This is a genomic window from Corynebacterium sp. HMSC08C04 (genome assembly GCF_001807495.1).
Taxonomy (GTDB): domain Bacteria; phylum Actinomycetota; class Actinomycetes; order Mycobacteriales; family Mycobacteriaceae; genus Corynebacterium; species Corynebacterium simulans.
The window spans coordinates 23329-40887 of the sequence record NZ_KV789191.1 but is presented as its reverse complement, the minus strand read 5'-3'; the positions used below and the strand labels follow the sequence as shown (position 1 = coordinate 40887).

The window sequence follows — 17559 nt, the reverse complement described above, 5'->3', positions numbered from 1 at the left end:
TTTCCATGACTGCTCCGACCCCTGAACCACAGCAATCCGCCCCCAAGAAAGCAGACGCCGGCTCGATTGGCCTTATTGCACTGGTGATTTTGGCCGTCATCGCCAGCTTGGTCATGCTCATTTCGGGCTCTGCTAGTGCTTTGAAGCTGGCGCTCATCGCCGCATTGTGGGCGGCTGTCCTGGGCTTTTTCATGGTGGTGCGCTACCGCCGTGAGGCCGCGGAATCGGCTGCGCTGCTGGAATCTGAGCGCGCCCGCAAGGTCGAGCCAACCCAGGGTGATTCCGACATTATGGAGGAAATTCGCCGGGAGCTGGCTTCCATCCGCGCCCAGATTGAGGAGCTGTCTGGCCGCGAGTTCACCTATGAGCCAGCCGCGCTGCACGCTGAGGCACGCCGCATCATGGAGCTTGAGGAAAAGACCCGCGAGACAGAGGTCAACTTCACCCAGGCTTCCAAGGGCGCGCCAACTGCCGACGCCGTCGCCGGCCGCCTCGGCTCCCAGCCCAGCGCCCGCGCCCCGCAGCACAACCCGCTGGATGACATCATCTCCCAAAAGGTCCAGCAGCGCGGCCAGCAGACTCAGCAGTCCCAGCAGGCGCAGGCCCAGCAGTCCCAGCAGGCGCAGCGCCAGGCCCAGGAGCGCGCCCGCCAGTCCTTTGGACGTCCGACCTTCCCAGCACAGGGGCAGGCACAGCAGGCACAACAGCCGCAGAACCAGCAGGCGACTGCCCAGCAGCAGCCGCAGGCGAAGCCGGCCTCCGCAAAGCCGAGCCAGCACTTCCCAGGCGGCCAGCCGCAGAAGTCCCCGCAGTCGACTTTCGACACCGCTTCCTTCCAGACCGTGCGCTGGGATGGCCAGCAGTCCTCCCACTCCAAGCCGGCAGAGACCAAGTCCGCGCAGGCTAGCGGCCACCACGCTGCCAACGCCGCGCAGTCTGCTGGCGCACAGCAGGGCCAGCAGGGCCAGCAGGCACAGCCGCAGCCGCAGCAGGCAAGGGCGGCGCAGCACGCTAGCCATAAGCACCGCGCGCCGGAGCAGGAAGGATCCCGCGGCCGTCGCCGTAGCGACGAGCCACGCGAGGGTTCTGTCTCAGTGGCCGAGCTCATGGCCGCAATGAAAAAGAAGAAGTAAATGCGCGCACCGCGGATGCGCGTCGCGCTCTTCGGAAACTCGCAAGCCGGCCAGCTTCTCGCTGAGGAGATGCGCATGGTCGGCCACACCGTGGAGTCGCTCACAGAACTAACCGAGCTACAGGACTATCAAGCACTCATCATCGCGCTTGGCGATGCCCGCTTGGAGCAGGCCGTCGACATGCTCGAAACCTACGTGCACGACGGCCTCATCGTCTTTCACACTTGCCTTTCCCGCGGAGTGCAGGTGCTCGATCCCCTAGAGACTCGCGGCTGCGTCGTCGCCGCCATCGCGCCGTGTCATGCGCGCCGCTGGGCCACCACGACTATCGACGAGCTTGGCCAAACCATCGCCGAGCTGGTGTTGGGGGAGTTCCAAGCCAGCGGGGCGTCGCTAAGCGATAGCGAAAGGCCCGCGTTTGCCGCCCGCGTGTACTATGCCCAGATGATGACCGAGCTGGCCGTGCGCGCGAACGAGGATGTATTCAGCGAGACTCTGGTCAAAAGCGCCGAGGCCCTCGAAGCGGCCGAAAGCGCCGAAATCATCGCGGCGTATCGAGGCATCACCGAGCCCGGAATGCGCCGCGCCTTCGTCGAAGCGGCCCGTCGATTCGGCGAGGTCTTTCGCCGCGAAGAACTAGAAATGTGGGCGCTACAGGAGGAGAACCGATGAACATCGTCGAGGACATCGAACGCATTCGCATGGTGGGCAGCGCCTACCGCAAGACCGGCCGCCGCGTGGTTCTGGTTCCCCTGGGTCGCGGCGTGCACGCGGGGCATCTGGCGCTGGTGCAGGCCGCCCGCCGGATTCGCGGCGCGGTGGTCGTCGTGGCGCTCACCGACCTGCAGGATGCGCAGCTGCTTGGCGAAGTCGACGTCGTCTGGCATGCGCCCCAAGCCCCCGAACGCACGCGGATCGTGCCGCAGTGGCATGGCATGGAGGACATTAGCGTTGAGCTAACGCGCATTATTGGTCTGATTGGTGCGCTTGCGCCAAGCGACGTCGTCATGGGCGAGAAGGATTACGAGCTGCTCGTCGCGACCCAGCAGGCGTGCACCGACCTGCACTTGGGCGTGCGTGTCCAGGGCGTGCCGGCGGTACGCATGGCTGATGGCGTGGTGATGAGCCTGCGCAATGCGGACGTGGCGCCGGAGGCTCGCGAGCAAGCTAGTGCGTTGTCGGCGGCGCTGACCGCGGGTGCCTATGCGGCCGAATCTGGTGCTGAGAAGGTACTTGAGGTAACGCGCGAGGTGCTGGCTGCTGCAGGTGTGGAACCGGAGTACTTGGAACTGCGCGGCCGTGACTTGGGCGAGCCGCCGGCTGAGGGCGACGCGCGCCTCTTTGTCGCGGCCACACTCGGCGGGGTGCGGCTGATCGATAGCGTCGGCTTGCCATTGGGTATCGGTTTCCGCAATTTGGAGAACCAAGATAGCTAGTCTGGGATCCATGAAGATTGGATTTCTGGGCGCAGGCGCCATTGGCGGTTACTTTGGCGGCACTCTTTCGCAGGCAGGCCATGAGGTGGGCTACGTAGCCCGCGGCAAGACCCTTGAAGCCCTGCACTCGGGGCTCACGCTTATCGACGCCTCCGATAACGAAACCCTCATCCCCTCCCCACCGGCGGCGGAAACGTTTGCCGAGCTAATTGAGCAATTGGGCGGACTCGACGTGGCGATTATCGCCACGAAAGCGCTGCCGGGGAATGACACTTTCGGCCCTGATCCGGAATCGCTCACGGGTATTCCCGTGGTGACCACTCATAATTCGGTGGAGATTCCGTACTTGGCTGCAGCTCGTTTCGGTGAGGAAAATGTGCTGGCTGGTGCTGCTCGCGTCTTCGCGACCCGCCTAGGGCCGGCGAAGATTAAGCGCAACCCCGGTCCGTTGAGCTTGGCATTCGGCCCGATGGCGGGCTCGATTCCGGTGGGGCAGCAGTTGGCCGCTGCCTTGAACGAAGCCGGCGCGCGGGGCAAATATCATGCGGAACCATTGGTCGATGTGTGGGCCAAGGCCATGTTCGTAACCACCACGGGCACTTTGGGCGCATTGGTTGACCGGCCGATTGGTTACCTCATCGACGAAATCCCGGGGCAGTTGGAAGCCTTCATGCGCGAGGTCGAGACCGTCGCTCGAGCGTTGGAGGTCGCGCTGCCGAATAACGTGGTGGAGCAGACGATGGGTTTCGCTCGCGAACAGTATCCGCAGGCCACGACATCAATGCAGCGTGATATCAAGGACCGGTTGCCCAACGAGCTCGATGCCCAGGTCGGCGCCATTCGCCGGATGGGCCAGCGCGCTGGAGTTGCGACCCCGCTCTTTGACTTTGCTCAGGACGTGTTGGAGGCCCAGCTCCGCAACTAGCGCGCCCGCCCTCACTGAGCAAGCACTCAGGCCTGGAACTGCACCCCTGGAAACCCAGACCTCCTGTTCGCGGTGCGCTGTCATTTTTCGCGCCCGGACCGCGACCTTGAGGTCTTGGTATCCAGGCCTGGGTAAATGGAAAGTGGTGGAGTAGCGGCGAGGTAGTGCGCGCCACAAATACAAATGGTGAGGTCACCCCGTAACCACTGAGGCCTGTGTTGACCAGAGTGATTATTGTTGGGTGACCTCACCATTTGTTCCTCACCATTTAGTTAGGCAGCGGCCAAATGGTGAGGTGGTGGCCAAATGACTAGGCAGCGGCCAAAGGTGAGCGGCGAAAAGGAGAGCGAGCTAGTTCACGCCGATCTTGCCGTCTTTCCATACCACAACCACGGCCGGGCGCGGGGTGGTCTTGCCACCGTCAGGCCAGTGGGAGGTCGCGGCGTCGAAGGTGGCGTCGTCAGCCTCGCCCGGGTGCTGGACGTTGACCATGACGCGGTCGTCGTCAACGATTGGGCCACAGGTCTCTGCGCCGGCCGGAACCGTGAGGAAGCACTTCAGCTCGCCGCGGGTATCGCCGCTGGTGGTGACCGCATATAGGCCGTCGTTGCTGTCCAGTGCGTTGCCGTCGGTGGTAATCCACAGGTTGCCGTGGTTGTCGAAGGCCAGGTTGTCCGGGCAGGAAATCGGGGAGACCTTGGACTTATCGAAACCGCCGAAGTAGGTGTTGGCTTCATTCGGGTCGCCGCAGACCAGGAAGAGGTTCCAGGTGAAGGACTCGCCGGCGTGGTCATCATCAATTTCCATGACCATGCCGTTCTTGTTCTCCTTGACTGGAGCCCATTCCTTGGCATCTTCCTTGTTCTTCTTGGCGTTCTCGCCGGTAGCGCCGCGGTAGGAGTTATTGGTCAGCGCCACGTAGACCTTGTGGGAATCCGGGTGAACCTGGATGTCCTCAGGGCGGTCCATCTTGGTAGCCCCCGCCTTGTCAGCAGCCTCACGGGTAAAGATCGCAACCTCTTCCGCGCTGAAGCCATCAACGTGAGATTCAAACTTGTTGTTCTCCGTGTCAGAGGTCAGCAGCTTGACCCACTTGCCCTTGCCGTCGAAGGCGCCGTCCTCAGGCAGAACGCCCGAGCCGTCGATTTCGTCCTCAGGGGAGTTGCCCTCCATCACGGCGACGTACAGGGTGCCGTGGTCCAGGATGGAGAGGTTGTGCTCGATGTTGCCCTCTTCGTACTTCTTGGTGGAGATGAACTTGTAGATGTATTCGAAGCGGGAGTCATCGCCGGAGTAGCAGACCACGGTGCCGTCATCAGCGATGTGGATGTTGCCTGCCTCGTGCTTGAAGCGGCCCAGCGCGGTGTGCTTGACCGGAGTAGAGGTTGGGTCCAGCGGGTTAATCTCAACGATCCAGCCGAAGCGGTTTGGCTCGTTTGGCTCCTTGGAGCAGTCGAAGCGGTCGTCGAAGCGCTCCCACTTGCGGGCGGTTTCCTTGTCCTCAATACCGAAGCGCTCCAGCGACTTCTTTGCCTTCTCGTCCTTGATATCGCCAGCAGCGAAGTACTGGTCAAAGTTCTCCTCGCCAGACAGCATGGTGTTCCATGGGGTCACGCCGCCGGAGCAGTTGTTCAGCGTGCCGCTTACGGTCTCACCCTTTGGATCGGCCTTGGTCTTGACCAGGTCGCTGCCCTTAGCAGGGCCAACCAGCTGGAACGGGGTAGTTGCAGTAATGCGGCGGTTTAGCGGGCCGAACTCGCGCTTGAGCTCGCCGGTATCGCCAACCTTGGAGACCTCCAGGATGGTGTGGCCGTGGCCAGCCCAGCCGATCTTGACCTGCTCTTCGGTGGGGTTCTCCGGGTCATAATCCGGGAACATCATCGGCTCAGTGGTGTACTCGTGGGAGCACATGTAGACCAGACGCTCCGGGTTGTCCGGGTGCTCGATGAGGCCCGCGAAGTCATTGTTGAAGCCGAACTGCTTTTTCGCAGCTTCCGCAGTTTGCTTATCGACGTCGAATTCCGGTGCCCCCTCAATCACCGGGTCACCCCAGGCGATGAGCACTGACTGCTCGTAGCCCTTCGGTACAACGACCTCGTCCTTGGTGTTTGGCTGGACCGCATCGAACTGCATGCCCTCTGCAGAGGTGAGCTCGACCTTGGCATCGGTAGTCTTGCCGGCGCCTGCGTTGCCCTCGGAGTCACCCGGGCCCGCGCCGTCGCCAGAGCAGGCGGCCAGGGCTGCCGAACCGCCTACTGCAACCACGCTGAGGCCGCCCGCGCGCAGTGCGGTACGGCGAGAAAGCGGGGTGGTGAAACGGTCACCGAAGTAGGAGTTGTTGGAAGGGTTATCGCATTCGCCCAAGCAGGCGTTGCCGCACTTGTAGGTGCAGGTCAGCGAGGAACGCGAGGAAGTAAAGAGGTTAAGGCCTTTGAGTGCCATTATGTGATGCTCCTGATTTCATGTTTTAGGTCATGAGGTTTGCCGGAGCTTATATAAGCGCATCTGCATTTACAGCCTGTGTAATCGAAATGTCATTTGAATGAACACTCGTTAAACGGGTACGAGATCGCACTGTCTTAAGGGGATCGACTACCCTAGACAATCGTGAGCGAGCAGAAGAATACCCCCGAAGTAAACGACGTCCCTGAGCAGCTGCGCATCCGCCGCGAAAAGCGCGAGCGCCTGCTGGCTGAAGGCACCGAGGCATACCCGGTCACCGTTGACCGCACCATCGCCATGAAGGACCTTCGCCACAAGTTCCAGGTCCTGGCAGAAGATCAAGAGCCGGGCCAGGAAGCCGACGTAACCTACCTGCACGCAGGCGACGAGACCGAGGTCGAGCACGCCATCGCCGGCCGCCTTATCTTCATGCGCAACACCGGCAAACTTTGCTTTGCCACCCTGCAGGACGGTGACGGCACCCAGGTACAGGCCATGCTTTCTTTGGCCGAGGTCGGCGAAGAGCAGCTGGCTGCCTGGAAGTCCGACGTTGACTTGGGGGACTTCGTCTCCGTGCGCGGCCGCGTCATCGCTTCGCGCCGCGGCGAGCTTTCCATCATGGCCACCAAGTGGACCATGGCGGCGAAGTCCCTGCGCCCGCTGCCCGTTTCCTTCGCGGACATGAATGAAGAGACCCGCGTGCGCCAGCGCTACAACGATCTCATCGTGCGCGAGGAGGCTCGCAAGAACGCGATGACCCGCGTGAAGGTCATGCGCGCGCTGCGTAACTACATGGAGGATCAGGGCTTCGTCGAGATCGAGACCCCGATGCTGCAGACCTTGCACGGTGGCGCGGCAGCTCGCCCGTTCGTGACCCACTCCAACGCTCTCGACATCGACCTTTACCTGCGCATTGCGCCGGAGTTGTACTTGAAGCGCGCCGTCGTTGGCGGCATCGACCGCGTCTTCGAGATCAATCGCAACTTCCGTAACGAGGGCGTCGACCGCTCCCACTCTCCGGAATTCGCCATGCTCGAGACCTACGCGGCCTGGGGCGATTACAACGATTGTGCTCGCACCACTCGCGAGTCCATCCAGGCTGTGGCCGAGGCCGTCTTCGGCTCCCACAAGGTCACCCTGGCTGATGGCACCGAGTATGACTTCGGCGGCGAGGAATGGCCGGAAATCGAGATGTACCCATCCCTGAACGAGGCGCTTGCCCGCAAGTTCCCGGGCCAGCCGGAGGTCACCATCGACTCCACCGTGGAAGAGCTCAAGGAGATTGCCAAGGTCATCGGCCTGGACGTTCCAAAGAACGGCGGTTGGGGCCACGGCAAGCTGGTCGAGGAGATTTGGGAAGTCCTGTGCGAGGACCAGCTCGAGGGCCCAATCTTTGTCAAGAACTTCCCGGTTGAGACCTCCCCGCTGACTCGTCAGCACCGCTCCATCCCGGGCGTTACCGAGAAGTGGGATCTCTACGTCCGCGGCTTCGAGTTGGCCACCGGCTATTCCGAGCTGGTGGACCCGGTTATCCAGCGCGAGCGTTTCGAGGATCAGGCCCGCCTGGCCGCCGGCGGCGACGATGAAGCCATGGTTCTCGACGAGGACTTCCTGGCCGCCATGGAGCAGGGTATGCCTCCAACAGCCGGTACCGGCATGGGCATGGACCGCCTGCTCATGGCACTTACCGGCCTGGGCATCCGCGAGACGGTTCTCTTCCCAATCGTGAAACCGGAAAAGTAGACGGCTTTAGCAGGCTGGAATCTCGGCTGCGGATTCCAGCTCGCCCCGATAGAAAATCACAAAATTCGAGTGTTTTCCGTCGGGGTAGAATCCGGTGAGGTCGTCTGCATAAGCCACGACCTCTAAGCTGCAGCGATCGCCTTCCTTGCGCGCACTACCCCGCCCAGGGGAGGCTTTTTTGAAATCGCTGCGCGCGTCGGAGGAGGCAAATTCCAGCACGCTTATCTGCTGGCGCGGGCTGGAGCAGCTTATCGACGCCTCCATCGGCGCCTCCGCTGCCACCTCCTGCGGGTTGCATTTCAGGCCTTCCCAGCCGGTGCCGCCTTCCTTCTCGCCCACAATTTGGGGATATTCTGCTGCGATTTCCTTTTGCGTTCCGCTCCAGTCGTCTTTGGCTAGGTAATTCCATGCACCGGCCACGCCGATGCCGCAGAGGCCGAGAATCATCGCGGCTGAAAGCCATTTGCGCGCGGTACGCTCGCGCCGCGGGGTAGCGGTGGGTGTGGTCAGCTCCTCGATGAACTCCCGTGCGCTGACATAGCGGCGTGCCGGATTTTCCGCGAGCGCCTTGTGCAGCACCGTGTTGATGTGCTCGGCAAAGCCCTGGTTGCGCGGTCCTACGTCTGCTCCGGTGATTTTCGGAATCAAGCGCGAATGCGCCCATTGTTGCCGGTTGTAGTGCGCGCGCAGATTCTCCAGCGTCAGCATTTCCAGCGCGATGAGCGCCAGCGCGTAGCGGTCGCTTGCCGCGGTAGCCACTGGAGCCTTGTTGCTTAGCGACGTCGGATAGAGCTCCGGTGCCAAATAGGCATCCGTGCCCACGCGCATGCCCTCGGAGGTGATGCGATTATCCTCTTCGTAGAGCGCAATACCGAAGTCTGTCAGGACCGTCGCCGAGGGGCGCGGATCATCGGGGACCAGGATATTTGCGGGTTTCACATCGCGGTGGACAACCGGCGTGGGAAGGCTGGCCAGGTAGTCCAATGCCTGCGCGATAGGTTCGAGATAGATAGCAACCTCGGCCAAGTCGAAGTGGAGCCCTGCGGCCTTGCGGGCCTTCAGGACGTCGTCAAGCGTGCCGCCCTCCACGTAGCGCATGACAAAATAGGGCAAACCTTCCGTCGTGCCGCCGGTGTAAACCGGAACGATGGCGGAGTGGCTGAGGTGGCTCATGCGCCGCATCTCCGCGCGGAAACGCTCGCGTGCATCGGGGTTGGGGGTGGCCTTGATGACCTTGATGGCTACGTCGCGTTCCGGGTCCTTTTGGCGCGCGTAGTACACGCGCCCCATGCCGCCCTCAGCGATGAGGCGGATGTCGGTGTAGCGCTCGTCGATTCCTCGGCCAGTTCCTTGGTAGAAGGAATCACCACGCGCGGCACGGCGCTGGGATCCTTGAGAAGCGGGCGCGCGAGAGCTTCGAGCACGCGGCGCTGCTCGTAATTGGGCTCGAAAGTATTCCGGGTAAATTCTGCGTTTGGCAGGCTATCTACCTCGGGTTCTGTGACAGGGGTGCCCTGCACGAGCTCTAATTCATAGCGCATCATCTTGGTGGAAAACGCAAAAGCGAGGCGCCAAGCGGAATGATGGCGGTGGATTGGGGAACAACGCGGATAGGAGAATAAGCGCGGTTGCTGGTCGAAGACATCGTGACGGTCAAGAAATTGCCGATGTTTTGACCAACCACACTCCGTCCGATTCGAAGAAGTGGAGAAAATGGCGGTGTACGGCTAAATCATCTTCACCGATGGGAAGGTCTGCGGTGCGGCCGGCTATTAGTTGTTGTCCAGGTGAAAGAATCACCTGCTGGCCCACGAGGTTGTCGATGAGCAGCTGCCCCTTCTTCAACATCCGTGGTCTCCTTCCAGGGTTTACATGGGAACTTAATAATTTTAGAACACCGTTCACTTTTCCAACTACATTGCCGCACTCGGGAGAACTCCCCAGATCGCCTTTGAAGTGTCTTTTCTCACAAACGCCTGGTCTTGCTGCAAGATGCGCGCGGGACTGCCCTAATCTCTGTCTTCGTGTCCCAAAATTCTTCTGCTCCCGATTCCTTGTCCCGCGACGTAGTTATTAACCTCACGATTCTGGTCTTGGGCGCCATGATTATGATCTTGAACGAGACCTCGTTGTCGGTGGCATTGCCTGCCGTCATGGCAGACTTTTCCATCCCGGCGACGGCGGCGCAGTGGCTGACCACGGGTTTCATGCTGACCATGGGTGTGGTCATTCCCACCACGGGGTACCTGCTGGAGCGCTTTAGCACCAGGCAGATCTTCTTTGCTTCGACCGGACTCTTCCTCGCCGGCACCGTGATTGCGGCGCTGGCGCCGGCTTTCTTGGTCGTGCTTGGCGGACGCGTGGTGCAGGCGGCGGGCACGGCGCTAATGATTCCGACGTTGATGACGGTGGCTATGACCCTGGTTCCGCCGCAGCGCCGTGGATCGGTGATGGGCATCATCTCGATTGTCATTTCGGTGGCTCCCGCCCTAGGCCCCACGGTGGGCGGCGCGATTGTTAATGCTTTGAGCTGGCACTTCATCTTCTGGGCGATGGCCCCGCTGATGGCGTTGCTGGTGGTAGCGGGCATGGCCAAGCTTGTCGACGTCGGGGAAAGCCGCGATACCCCGCTGGACCCATTGTCGGTGGTGCTTTCGGTATTCGCCTTCGGCGGGCTGGTCTACGGGCTTTCATCCATCGAAAAGATGCTGGAAGGCGACGGCCTGGTGGAAATTATCGCCACCGTGGTGGGCGCGGTGGCTTTGGTTGTCTTTGCTAAGCGACAGCTAGCGTTGGGCAAGGAGAACCACGCGCTGATGGACTTGCGCCCCTTCCGCGTGCGCAATTACACGATTGCCGTGGTCATCATGCTGGTTTCCTTTGGGCTGATGCTGGGCTCGGTGACGGTCTTGCCGATTTACCTGCAAACCTCCCTCGGCGTTTCCGCCTTGGTTACTGGCCTGGTGGTGATGCCGGGCGGCCTGTTGCAGGGCCTTGTCTCGCCGTTTGTGGGGCGCATCTATGACTCTCATGGCCCGCGCCCGTTGATGATTCCCGGCGCCATCCTGCTGGTGTTGGGGCTTGGCGCGATGGCAACGCTGGGGGAGGGCTCTCCGGTGTGGCTCGTGGTGGTCATGCACGTGACCTTTGCGGTGGGTATTGGCCTTATGATGACTCCGCTTATGACTACGGCTTTGTCCTCGCTGCCGAATGAGCTCTACTCGCATGGCTCGGCAATCATGAACACTCTGCAGCAGCTCGCCGGTGCGATGGGCACGGCCTTCCTAGTGGTTTTCTTGACCCGCGGCACTGTTGCTGGCATGGAGGCGGGCATGGACGAATCCGCCGCCACCGCACAGGGCACGCATTGGGCATTCTTGTTCGCGGCCGTCGCATCGCTTGTGGCACTCGTGCTCGCGCCGATGCTGCGTCCGGTTCCGCAGGATTAGCCTTTAGCTAGCAGGGGGAGAGGAACTCTGCGCGGTTGGACATGATGCGTGGGTTGCCGCCCAGGCGGGAAGCTGCGGAGCACAGAGCATCGGTATCGAAGCCATAATCGATGGCCACCGGGTAGACCTTGCCCTCTGCTACCTCGCCGCGCACAGATGGGCAGATACCTGGGTTGTAGTATTCCGCGCCGGGGTAGGCAGCGACTGAGCGCTCAAGCTGTGGAAGGGCCTCTTCCGGGCTTCCGGCCACGACGGAATCGACGATGAGCACGCCGTGGCCGTCGCAAGCAACGGCGGAAGGATTAAATCCAGCGGGCAAGTCCGAGCTGGAGTTTTTAGTTGCAGGAGCGGTGTATTCCTGCGTGACCGTCTGTTCGACGGTCTCGGTTATGGTTGCAGCTTCTTCAGATTTTTCGCTCTCAGCGCGTTGGCTGCTTTCTGAATTCTCATCCTCTTTCGCGGTGCTCTCAGTTGCAGGGGCTTCGGCAAGTGGGGCTAGCTGGGATTGCGCATTTTCTTTGGCGCCGCCCAGCATTCGCATGGCCAGAACACTGCCGCCTACCAGTGCAATAAGTGCTAGGACTGCGACGGCAATCGCGATGTAGATGGTCTTGTTTTCCTGCGAATTATCCATGGTCGCTGCTCCTTTAGGCGCACAATTGCATCTTTAGGCGCGCGTTCTCCGCGTCTGCGCCCCAGATAATGAAGGCGGACTGGGTGCCAGGCACTGCCATGTAATAGGTCGGCTCCTCGGCGTTCGGGGCTTCGAAGCTCTGGACGGTGCACTGACCATTGGAAAGCTCGGTGGGATCCGAAGGCAGGATGGCGTCGCGGGCTTCCACGGATTCGTAGGAGGCGACAGAATAGCTTAAATCGTCGCCCTCACAGGTGATCTTCGCCAGCTGGCCTTCCTCCGGCTCGCGGTGGTGGCACTTGGTATCGCCATAGCCGGAGGTGCCGCTGCGCGAGCCCAGCAGGCCAGGGTAGGCCTCTGCGAGGTTGCTTTCATCATCGTTCCAGCCCGGGTACTGCTTGAAGAAGAAGATGCCGGCGGCGGCGAGAACGACCACTGCCAGTGCGGCGCACAGCGCGATGAGGCCGGTCTTCTTGCCAGAGCCGGACTTCTTTTCTGCGACCGGTGTAGCAAATTCCGCGCCGTGTGGTTGGCCCTGCATCTGCCCCTGCGGCTGGCCTTGTGGGTAGCCTTGCTGGAACCCCTGCTGGTACTGGCCTTGCTGCATCATCGGCTGCTGTTGAGGCATGTACTGCGGTGGCATCTGCTGCTGCGGGGCCTGCTGCGCTGGCTGAGGCTGCGTCTGCGGGTGGGTTTGCTCGCGGGTTGCCGCAGCTTGCGGGCTGGCGAACTGGGAAGCAAAACCTGCGCCTGCGGCACCAGCTGCTCCCGCTGCAGCGACGCCCGCTGCAGCGGTACCCGTGGAAGTAGAGGCGTGACGCAGGGCGTCGATAACCGAGCCAGCCGAGTTGAACTGGGAATCTGGTTTGAACTCCGGATGCGCAGATTTAATGAGCTCCGCAAAGCGCTGCGTGACCTGCTCAGCGGTGACGTTGCCCACGCCCGGGCCTGCCGCACACAGCACCGCATTGCTGCGCGAACCCGTAACCATGATGCGGCGCGGATGCAGCGCATGCATGGCAAAGCCCGCCTGGTTGTTCTGCAACAGGTAATCCACTGCCTCGGCCAAAGGAGTAAAAACTGAAAGCGCCTCGGTCTTGGTGAGATGCTGCGCGCCTAGGCCAGAGCCGGTGAAGGTAGAAAGCGGCTCGCCGGAAAGTGCGGCGCGCACCAGAAAGTCCTGGCCCTTTTCTGTGGTTCCGGTGCCGACGAGCGGGGCGATGGAGCGATGGTGGACGTCGGAAAGCGCGGAGGCTTGCTTAACCGCACCGCGGTGGTTGGGCTCAAAAAGCTCGACCGTCATTGGCTTATTAGAGGAGTCCACGACACCGAAAAGCGTGGAGACCGGGGATTCGTCCATTACGGAAAGCTGACGAAGTTGATGCTGAGTAGAGAAGAACTCAGGGAGCTTTTTCACAGGGATTCATCCTTTAAAGGCAAGCGGTATAGGGTGCGTTTCTTAATTAAGAGTAACGGCCAAACGGACATCGCTAAGCGAAAAGGGGCATACAAGTGGCATAAACTTCCTGTTCGCTACCGGCGTACAGTGGTGTGAGCAGGGGAAATGGGTATATAGATGGGTGGGTTTAAAAAACGGCGAATTGCATGTCCAGTCAGCGCGTTAGAGTGGATGACACATTATTAGCGAAAGCATAGAGGTATAAGGCAATGTTCGAGAGGTTTACTGACCGTGCTCGCCGCGTCATCGTTTTGGCGCAGGAGGAAGCACGCATGCTCAACCACAACTACATCGGCACCGAGCACATCCTGCTCGGCCTCATCCACGAGGGTGAAGGCGTTGCCGCAAAGGCCCTCGAGTCCATGGGCATCTCGCTCGAGGACGTGCGCCGCGAGGTTGAGGAAATCATTGGCCACGGCTCCCAGCCGCACACCGGCCACATTCCGTTTACTCCACGCGCTAAGAAGGTCTTGGAGCTTTCCCTGCGCGAGGGCCTGCAGATGGGCCACAAGTACATCGGCACCGAGTTCCTCCTGCTCGGCCTCATCCGTGAGGGTGAAGGCGTTGCTGCGCAGGTGCTGATCAAGCTCGGTGCTGACCTTCCACGCGTGCGTCAGCAGGTTATCCAGCTGCTTTCTGGTTACGAGGGTGGCAATGGTGAAAATGACGGCCAGTCCCAGGGCGGTCCCGTCGGCGCTGGCGCCGGCGTTGGTTCTGGCGGCCGCACCGCGCCGTCGGGTTCCGGCGAGCGTTCCAACTCCCTGGTGCTGGACCAGTTCGGCCGTAACCTCACCCAGGCAGCCAAGGACGGCAAGCTTGACCCAGTTGTCGGCCGCGAGTCCGAGGTTGAGCGCATCATGCAGGTGCTTTCCCGCCGTACCAAGAACAACCCGGTCCTCATCGGTGAGCCGGGCGTTGGTAAGACCGCCGTCGTTGAGGGCCTGGCTCTCGACATCGTCAACGGCAAGGTCCCAGAGACCCTGAAGGATAAGCAGCTTTACTCGCTGGACTTGGGTTCCCTCGTTGCAGGTTCCCGTTACCGCGGTGACTTTGAGGAACGCCTGAAGAAGGTCCTGAAGGAGATTAACCAGCGCGGTGACATCATCCTGTTCATCGATGAGATCCACACCCTCGTTGGTGCAGGTGCCGCAGAGGGTGCTATCGATGCTGCTTCGCTGCTGAAGCCAAAGCTAGCCCGTGGCGAGCTGCAGACCATTGGTGCAACCACGCTCGATGAGTACCGCAAACACATCGAGAAGGATGCCGCACTGGAGCGTCGCTTCCAGCCGGTCAAGGTGGACGAGCCATCCTTGGATGACACCATCCTGATTCTCAAGGGCCTGCGCGATAAGTACGAGGCACACCACCGCGTCTCCTACACCGATGAAGCACTGAAGGCTGCGGCATCGTTGTCTGACCGCTACATTAATGACCGCTTCCTGCCGGACAAGGCAGTCGACCTCCTCGACGAGGCCGGCGCCCGCATGCGCATCAAGCGCATGACCGCGCCGGAAGGCCTGCGTGAGGTCGATGAGCGCATCGCCCAGGTGCGCAAGGAAAAGGAAACCGCCATCGATGCTCAAGACTTCGAGAAGGCAGCTGGCCTGCGTGACCAAGAGCGCAAGCTCGGTGAAGAGCGCGCGGAGAAGGAAAAGCAGTGGCGCTCTGGCGACCTTGAGGAGATCGCCGAGGTAGGCGAGGACCAAATCGCAGAGGTTCTGGCGCACTGGACCGGCATCCCTGTGCTCAAGCTGACGGAGAAGGAATCCTCCCGTCTGCTGCACATGGAAGAGGAGCTGCACAAGCGCATTATTGGCCAGGACGATGCCGTCAAGGCCGTCTCCCGTGCTATCCGCCGTACCCGTGCAGGCCTCAAGGACCCACGCCGTCCTTCCGGCTCCTTCATCTTCGCCGGCCCGTCCGGCGTTGGTAAGACGGAGCTTTCCAAGTCCCTGGCTAACTTCCTGTTCGGCTCTGATGATGACCTCATCCAGATCGACATGGGCGAGTTCCACGACCGCTTCACCGCGTCCCGACTCTTCGGTGCTCCTCCGGGATACGTCGGCTACGAAGAGGGCGGCCAGCTCACCGAGAAGGTTCGCCGCAAGCCATTCTCCGTGGTTCTCTTCGACGAGATCGAGAAGGCCCACAAGGAGATTTACAACACCTTGCTGCAGGTCCTCGAGGACGGCCGCCTGACCGACGGGCAGGGTCGCATCGTGGACTTCAAGAACACCGTTCTGATCTTCACCTCGAACCTGGGCACCCAGGACATTTCCAAGGCCGTGGGCTTGGGCTTCACCGGCTCCTCTGAGAACGATTCTGATGCGCAGTACGAGCGCATGAAGAACAAGGTCAACGATGAGCTGAAGAAGCACTTCCGCCCAGAGTTCCTGAACCGCATCGACGAGATCGTGGTCTTCCACCAGCTCACTCAGGAGCAGATCGTCGAGATGGTTGAGCTTCTCATCGGCCGCGTGGAGAAGCAGCTGGCTGAGCGCGACATGGGCATCGAGCTGACTCAGAAGGCAAAGGACTTGCTGGCAAAGCGCGGCTTTGACCCAGTCCTCGGTGCGCGCCCGCTGCGTCGCACCATCCAGCGCGAGATTGAGGATCAGCTCTCTGAGAAGATTCTCTTCGGCGAAATCGGCGCCGGTGAAATCATCACCGTTGACGTGGAGAACTGGGATGGTGAGTCCAAGGACAACTCCAAGGCCACCTTCACCTTCACGCCGCGTCCGCGCCCGCTACCGGAGGGCACCTTTGAGGATGACCTCGCTGACGCTGAGGTGCGCGAGAACGAGGAAGAGACTACCGCTGCAGATTCCACCGACACCCCGGATATCCTCTCCAGCGACGTCTTGCCAGAGTCCAATGATGACGACGGCGAGGGCAACCCACCAGCAGCTGGTGCTGGCCAGCCACTCTAAGGCTCGCCGCTAGCTGAAAAGCAAAAGGGGCGCCTGCGTACAACATGAGTACGCAGGCGCCCCTTTCGTTTTCCTTCTTCTAGGTTCGCTAAGTTTCTGCTCTACTCCGCAGAATCTGCTTCGGTGCTTAGGGTCTCTTCGAGCCAATCGATTGCTGGTTCATATTGTCCGATAAGACCTGCGATGTGGCCGCCGGCAACGCGGGAGGAGAGTGCACCGCCGCGGTCTTCGAGGGTTTCTACTTCACCGCCGAGCTCTTGCCAGTCGGTGGCTAGCTGCATTGCTTGGGCGTGGTCCACGATGTCGTCGTTGGGTGCGCTGCCCACCAAAACCTTGCCGGCCGGGCGCAGGTTGCCGATGCGTTGTGCTTCCAGCACGGAGCGCACCCGCTCATCGGAGGTGATGAACTCGCTCATCGAAATTCCAGTGTCGGTGAGCTCGGACAGATCCGTCATGGACCAGCGCATCGAGGAATCCACGATGCAGGAGCGGGAGTTTTCTTCCAACCAGTGCTTGCCCTTGGCGTTGAAGTACTCGTCGACCGCGGCGGAGAAATCCTGCGAACGGGCGCTAAATCCTTCAATGGCATAGGCCAAGTTCGGCCCAAGCCGTGGGGAACCGGCGAGCACCTTCACTAGGTCTGCCGGAGGAGCGCCCGCAAAAGTCGCACGCAGGTCTAGCTCCGGCGCATATTCCGGAACGAGCTCAGCCGCAGCGGCTGCAGCACCGCCACCCTGGGAATAGCCAAAGAATGCGACGGGCCCAGATGCGGCGGCCCGTGCGGCGTCGATAAGCGCGTGCCCTTGCTCAAGCCGGTTGGCATAGGTGTGCACACCCGGGGTACCCAAACCAATGTAATCCGTGATGACCAGGCGCATTCCGCGGTCCAGGAACTTGGAATACAACGGGGATTCATAGTTGACATTGATGGAAGACCCCAACAACGAGACCGGGCCTAAAAAGCCCTTGCTTCGCGAAGGCGCACAACTATCCGCCATTCCCCGGGTGCCCGGAGCCATCACCACCGTGGGAGCCTCACCCGGGCCTTCCCACTGCTCAGTCGGCTCCATGACGGTGCCCGAAACATAAGTGGGAGTGCCATCTTCAAGCCGGGAGGAATAAAGAATGCGTTCGACCCCGTGCGCTATGTTCTCGCGGCGCAGCACGGTGCCGGGCTCAGCATTGGCGACGCCCTCGGGCTCATCTTCGTAGAAATCCGCCACGAGGGCGCTGCTGAGCGAGGAACCCGCCATAGAGGAGCCAGAACTCAGCGCAGCCTGAGCCGGCATGCTCGGTGCAAAGAGGAGCAAGCTGGTGACAGTAGGGGTAAGAAGGCGCAGGAAATTCACGGATTCCAGTCTACTGGCATGGGGGATTTTCTCCGGGCTGAGGCGTGCGATTGCGGCTT

General features: G+C 61.2%; 14 protein-coding genes. 7 read left to right on the top strand and 7 right to left on the bottom strand.

Translation table 11 applies throughout. The annotated features are described in order from the left end of the window. Positions 1–5: 5 nt before the first annotated feature. The 4 genes from HMPREF3169_RS00190 to HMPREF3169_RS00175 are packed head-to-tail and all read left to right on the top strand — an operon-like array spanning position 6 to position 3494. The gene (locus tag HMPREF3169_RS00190) at positions 6–1133 is read left to right on the top strand and encodes a DUF6779 domain-containing protein (protein WP_061924711.1); all 1128 of its coding nucleotides are present in this window, start codon (positions 6–8) and stop codon (positions 1131–1133) included. Continuing rightward, positions 1134–1805: a 6PGD fold domain-containing protein gene (locus HMPREF3169_RS00185; protein ID WP_201040757.1), complete on the top strand. Its 672-nt coding sequence runs from the start codon at positions 1134–1136 to the stop codon at positions 1803–1805. It begins immediately after the preceding gene. Next, positions 1802–2569 carry a pantoate--beta-alanine ligase gene (locus HMPREF3169_RS00180; RefSeq protein WP_061924708.1) on the top strand — a complete coding sequence of 256 codons (768 nt, stop codon included), beginning with the start codon at positions 1802–1804 and terminating at the stop codon, positions 2567–2569. The genes HMPREF3169_RS00185 and HMPREF3169_RS00180 overlap by 4 nt, the downstream gene beginning before the upstream one ends. A 10-nt stretch (positions 2570–2579) precedes the next feature. Beyond that, a complete protein-coding gene (locus HMPREF3169_RS00175) occupies positions 2580–3494 on the top strand; it encodes a 2-dehydropantoate 2-reductase (protein WP_070455255.1) in 915 nt (304 codons plus the stop codon). A gap of 351 nt (positions 3495–3845) precedes the next feature. Here the strand turns inward: HMPREF3169_RS00175 and HMPREF3169_RS00170 are convergent, their stop codons facing one another. Next, complete coding sequence (locus HMPREF3169_RS00170) at positions 3846–5936, bottom strand: PhoX family protein (RefSeq protein WP_070455253.1); 2091 nt, start codon at positions 5934–5936, stop codon at positions 3846–3848. 165 nt (positions 5937–6101) lie between these two features. Between HMPREF3169_RS00170 and lysS the strand changes: the two genes are divergently transcribed. Then, positions 6102–7679: a lysine--tRNA ligase gene (gene lysS / locus HMPREF3169_RS00165; RefSeq protein WP_062043275.1), complete on the top strand. Its 1578-nt coding sequence runs from the start codon at positions 6102–6104 to the stop codon at positions 7677–7679. Between the two features lie 6 nt (positions 7680–7685). Here lysS and HMPREF3169_RS00160 read toward each other — a convergent pair whose 3' ends face one another. The 3 genes from HMPREF3169_RS00160 to HMPREF3169_RS00155 form a co-directional block, all read right to left on the bottom strand. Further along, a complete protein-coding gene (locus tag HMPREF3169_RS00160; RefSeq protein ID WP_070455251.1) occupies positions 7686–8960 on the bottom strand; it encodes a serine/threonine-protein kinase in 1275 nt (424 codons plus the stop codon). Beyond that, positions 8921–9220: a hypothetical protein gene (locus HMPREF3169_RS12880; protein ID WP_148132081.1), complete on the bottom strand. Its 300-nt coding sequence runs from the start codon at positions 9218–9220 to the stop codon at positions 8921–8923. The genes HMPREF3169_RS00160 and HMPREF3169_RS12880 overlap by 40 nt, the downstream gene beginning before the upstream one ends. Before the next feature lie 112 nt (positions 9221–9332). Next, the gene (locus HMPREF3169_RS00155; RefSeq protein ID WP_070455249.1) at positions 9333–9527 is read right to left on the bottom strand and encodes a hypothetical protein; all 195 of its coding nucleotides are present in this window, start codon (positions 9525–9527) and stop codon (positions 9333–9335) included. Positions 9528–9703: 176 nt separating this feature from the next. Between HMPREF3169_RS00155 and HMPREF3169_RS00150 the strand changes: the two genes are divergently transcribed. Continuing rightward, positions 9704–11128, top strand: a complete 1425-nt coding sequence (locus tag HMPREF3169_RS00150) for an MDR family MFS transporter (RefSeq protein WP_256388632.1) — start codon at positions 9704–9706, stop codon at positions 11126–11128. A 7-nt stretch (positions 11129–11135) separates the two neighbouring features. Here the strand turns inward: HMPREF3169_RS00150 and HMPREF3169_RS00145 are convergent, their stop codons facing one another. Together HMPREF3169_RS00145 and HMPREF3169_RS00140 are read right to left on the bottom strand one after the other, a co-directional pair. Then, the gene (locus tag HMPREF3169_RS00145; RefSeq protein ID WP_070455247.1) at positions 11136–11762 is read right to left on the bottom strand and encodes a hypothetical protein; all 627 of its coding nucleotides are present in this window, start codon (positions 11760–11762) and stop codon (positions 11136–11138) included. A gap of 13 nt (positions 11763–11775) precedes the next feature. Then, positions 11776–13179: a hypothetical protein gene (locus tag HMPREF3169_RS00140; protein ID WP_083286019.1), complete on the bottom strand. Its 1404-nt coding sequence runs from the start codon at positions 13177–13179 to the stop codon at positions 11776–11778. Between the two features lie 251 nt (positions 13180–13430). Here HMPREF3169_RS00140 and HMPREF3169_RS00135 point away from each other — a divergent pair, with 251 nt between their 5' ends. Continuing rightward, positions 13431–16151, top strand: a complete 2721-nt coding sequence (locus HMPREF3169_RS00135; protein WP_061924678.1) for an ATP-dependent Clp protease ATP-binding subunit — start codon at positions 13431–13433, stop codon at positions 16149–16151. Between the two features lie 101 nt (positions 16152–16252). Here the strand turns inward: HMPREF3169_RS00135 and HMPREF3169_RS00130 are convergent, their stop codons facing one another. Beyond that, positions 16253–17500, bottom strand: a complete 1248-nt coding sequence (locus HMPREF3169_RS00130; protein ID WP_070455245.1) for a lipase family protein — start codon at positions 17498–17500, stop codon at positions 16253–16255. Between the last annotated feature and the right edge of the window lie 59 nt (positions 17501–17559).

What these genes read in the sequence shown, in the direction of transcription:
- HMPREF3169_RS00190 (WP_061924711.1), top strand. Translation starts at nt 6, where the DNA reads ATGACTGCTCCGACCCCTGAACCACAGCAATCCGCCCCCAAGAAAGCA.
- HMPREF3169_RS00185 (WP_201040757.1), top strand. Translation starts at nt 1,134, where the DNA reads ATGCGCGCACCGCGGATGCGCGTCGCGCTCTTCGGAAACTCGCAAGCC.
- HMPREF3169_RS00180 (WP_061924708.1), top strand. Translation starts at nt 1,802, where the DNA reads ATGAACATCGTCGAGGACATCGAACGCATTCGCATGGTGGGCAGCGCC.
- HMPREF3169_RS00175 (WP_070455255.1), top strand. Translation starts at nt 2,580, where the DNA reads ATGAAGATTGGATTTCTGGGCGCAGGCGCCATTGGCGGTTACTTTGGC.
- HMPREF3169_RS00170 (WP_070455253.1), bottom strand. Translation starts at nt 5,936, where the DNA reads ATGGCACTCAAAGGCCTTAACCTCTTTACTTCCTCGCGTTCCTCGCTG.
- HMPREF3169_RS12880 (WP_148132081.1), bottom strand. Translation starts at nt 9,220, where the DNA reads ATGCGCTATGAATTAGAGCTCGTGCAGGGCACCCCTGTCACAGAACCC.
- HMPREF3169_RS00155 (WP_070455249.1), bottom strand. Translation starts at nt 9,527, where the DNA reads ATGTTGAAGAAGGGGCAGCTGCTCATCGACAACCTCGTGGGCCAGCAG.
- HMPREF3169_RS00145 (WP_070455247.1), bottom strand. Translation starts at nt 11,762, where the DNA reads ATGGATAATTCGCAGGAAAACAAGACCATCTACATCGCGATTGCCGTC.
- HMPREF3169_RS00135 (WP_061924678.1), top strand. Translation starts at nt 13,431, where the DNA reads ATGTTCGAGAGGTTTACTGACCGTGCTCGCCGCGTCATCGTTTTGGCG.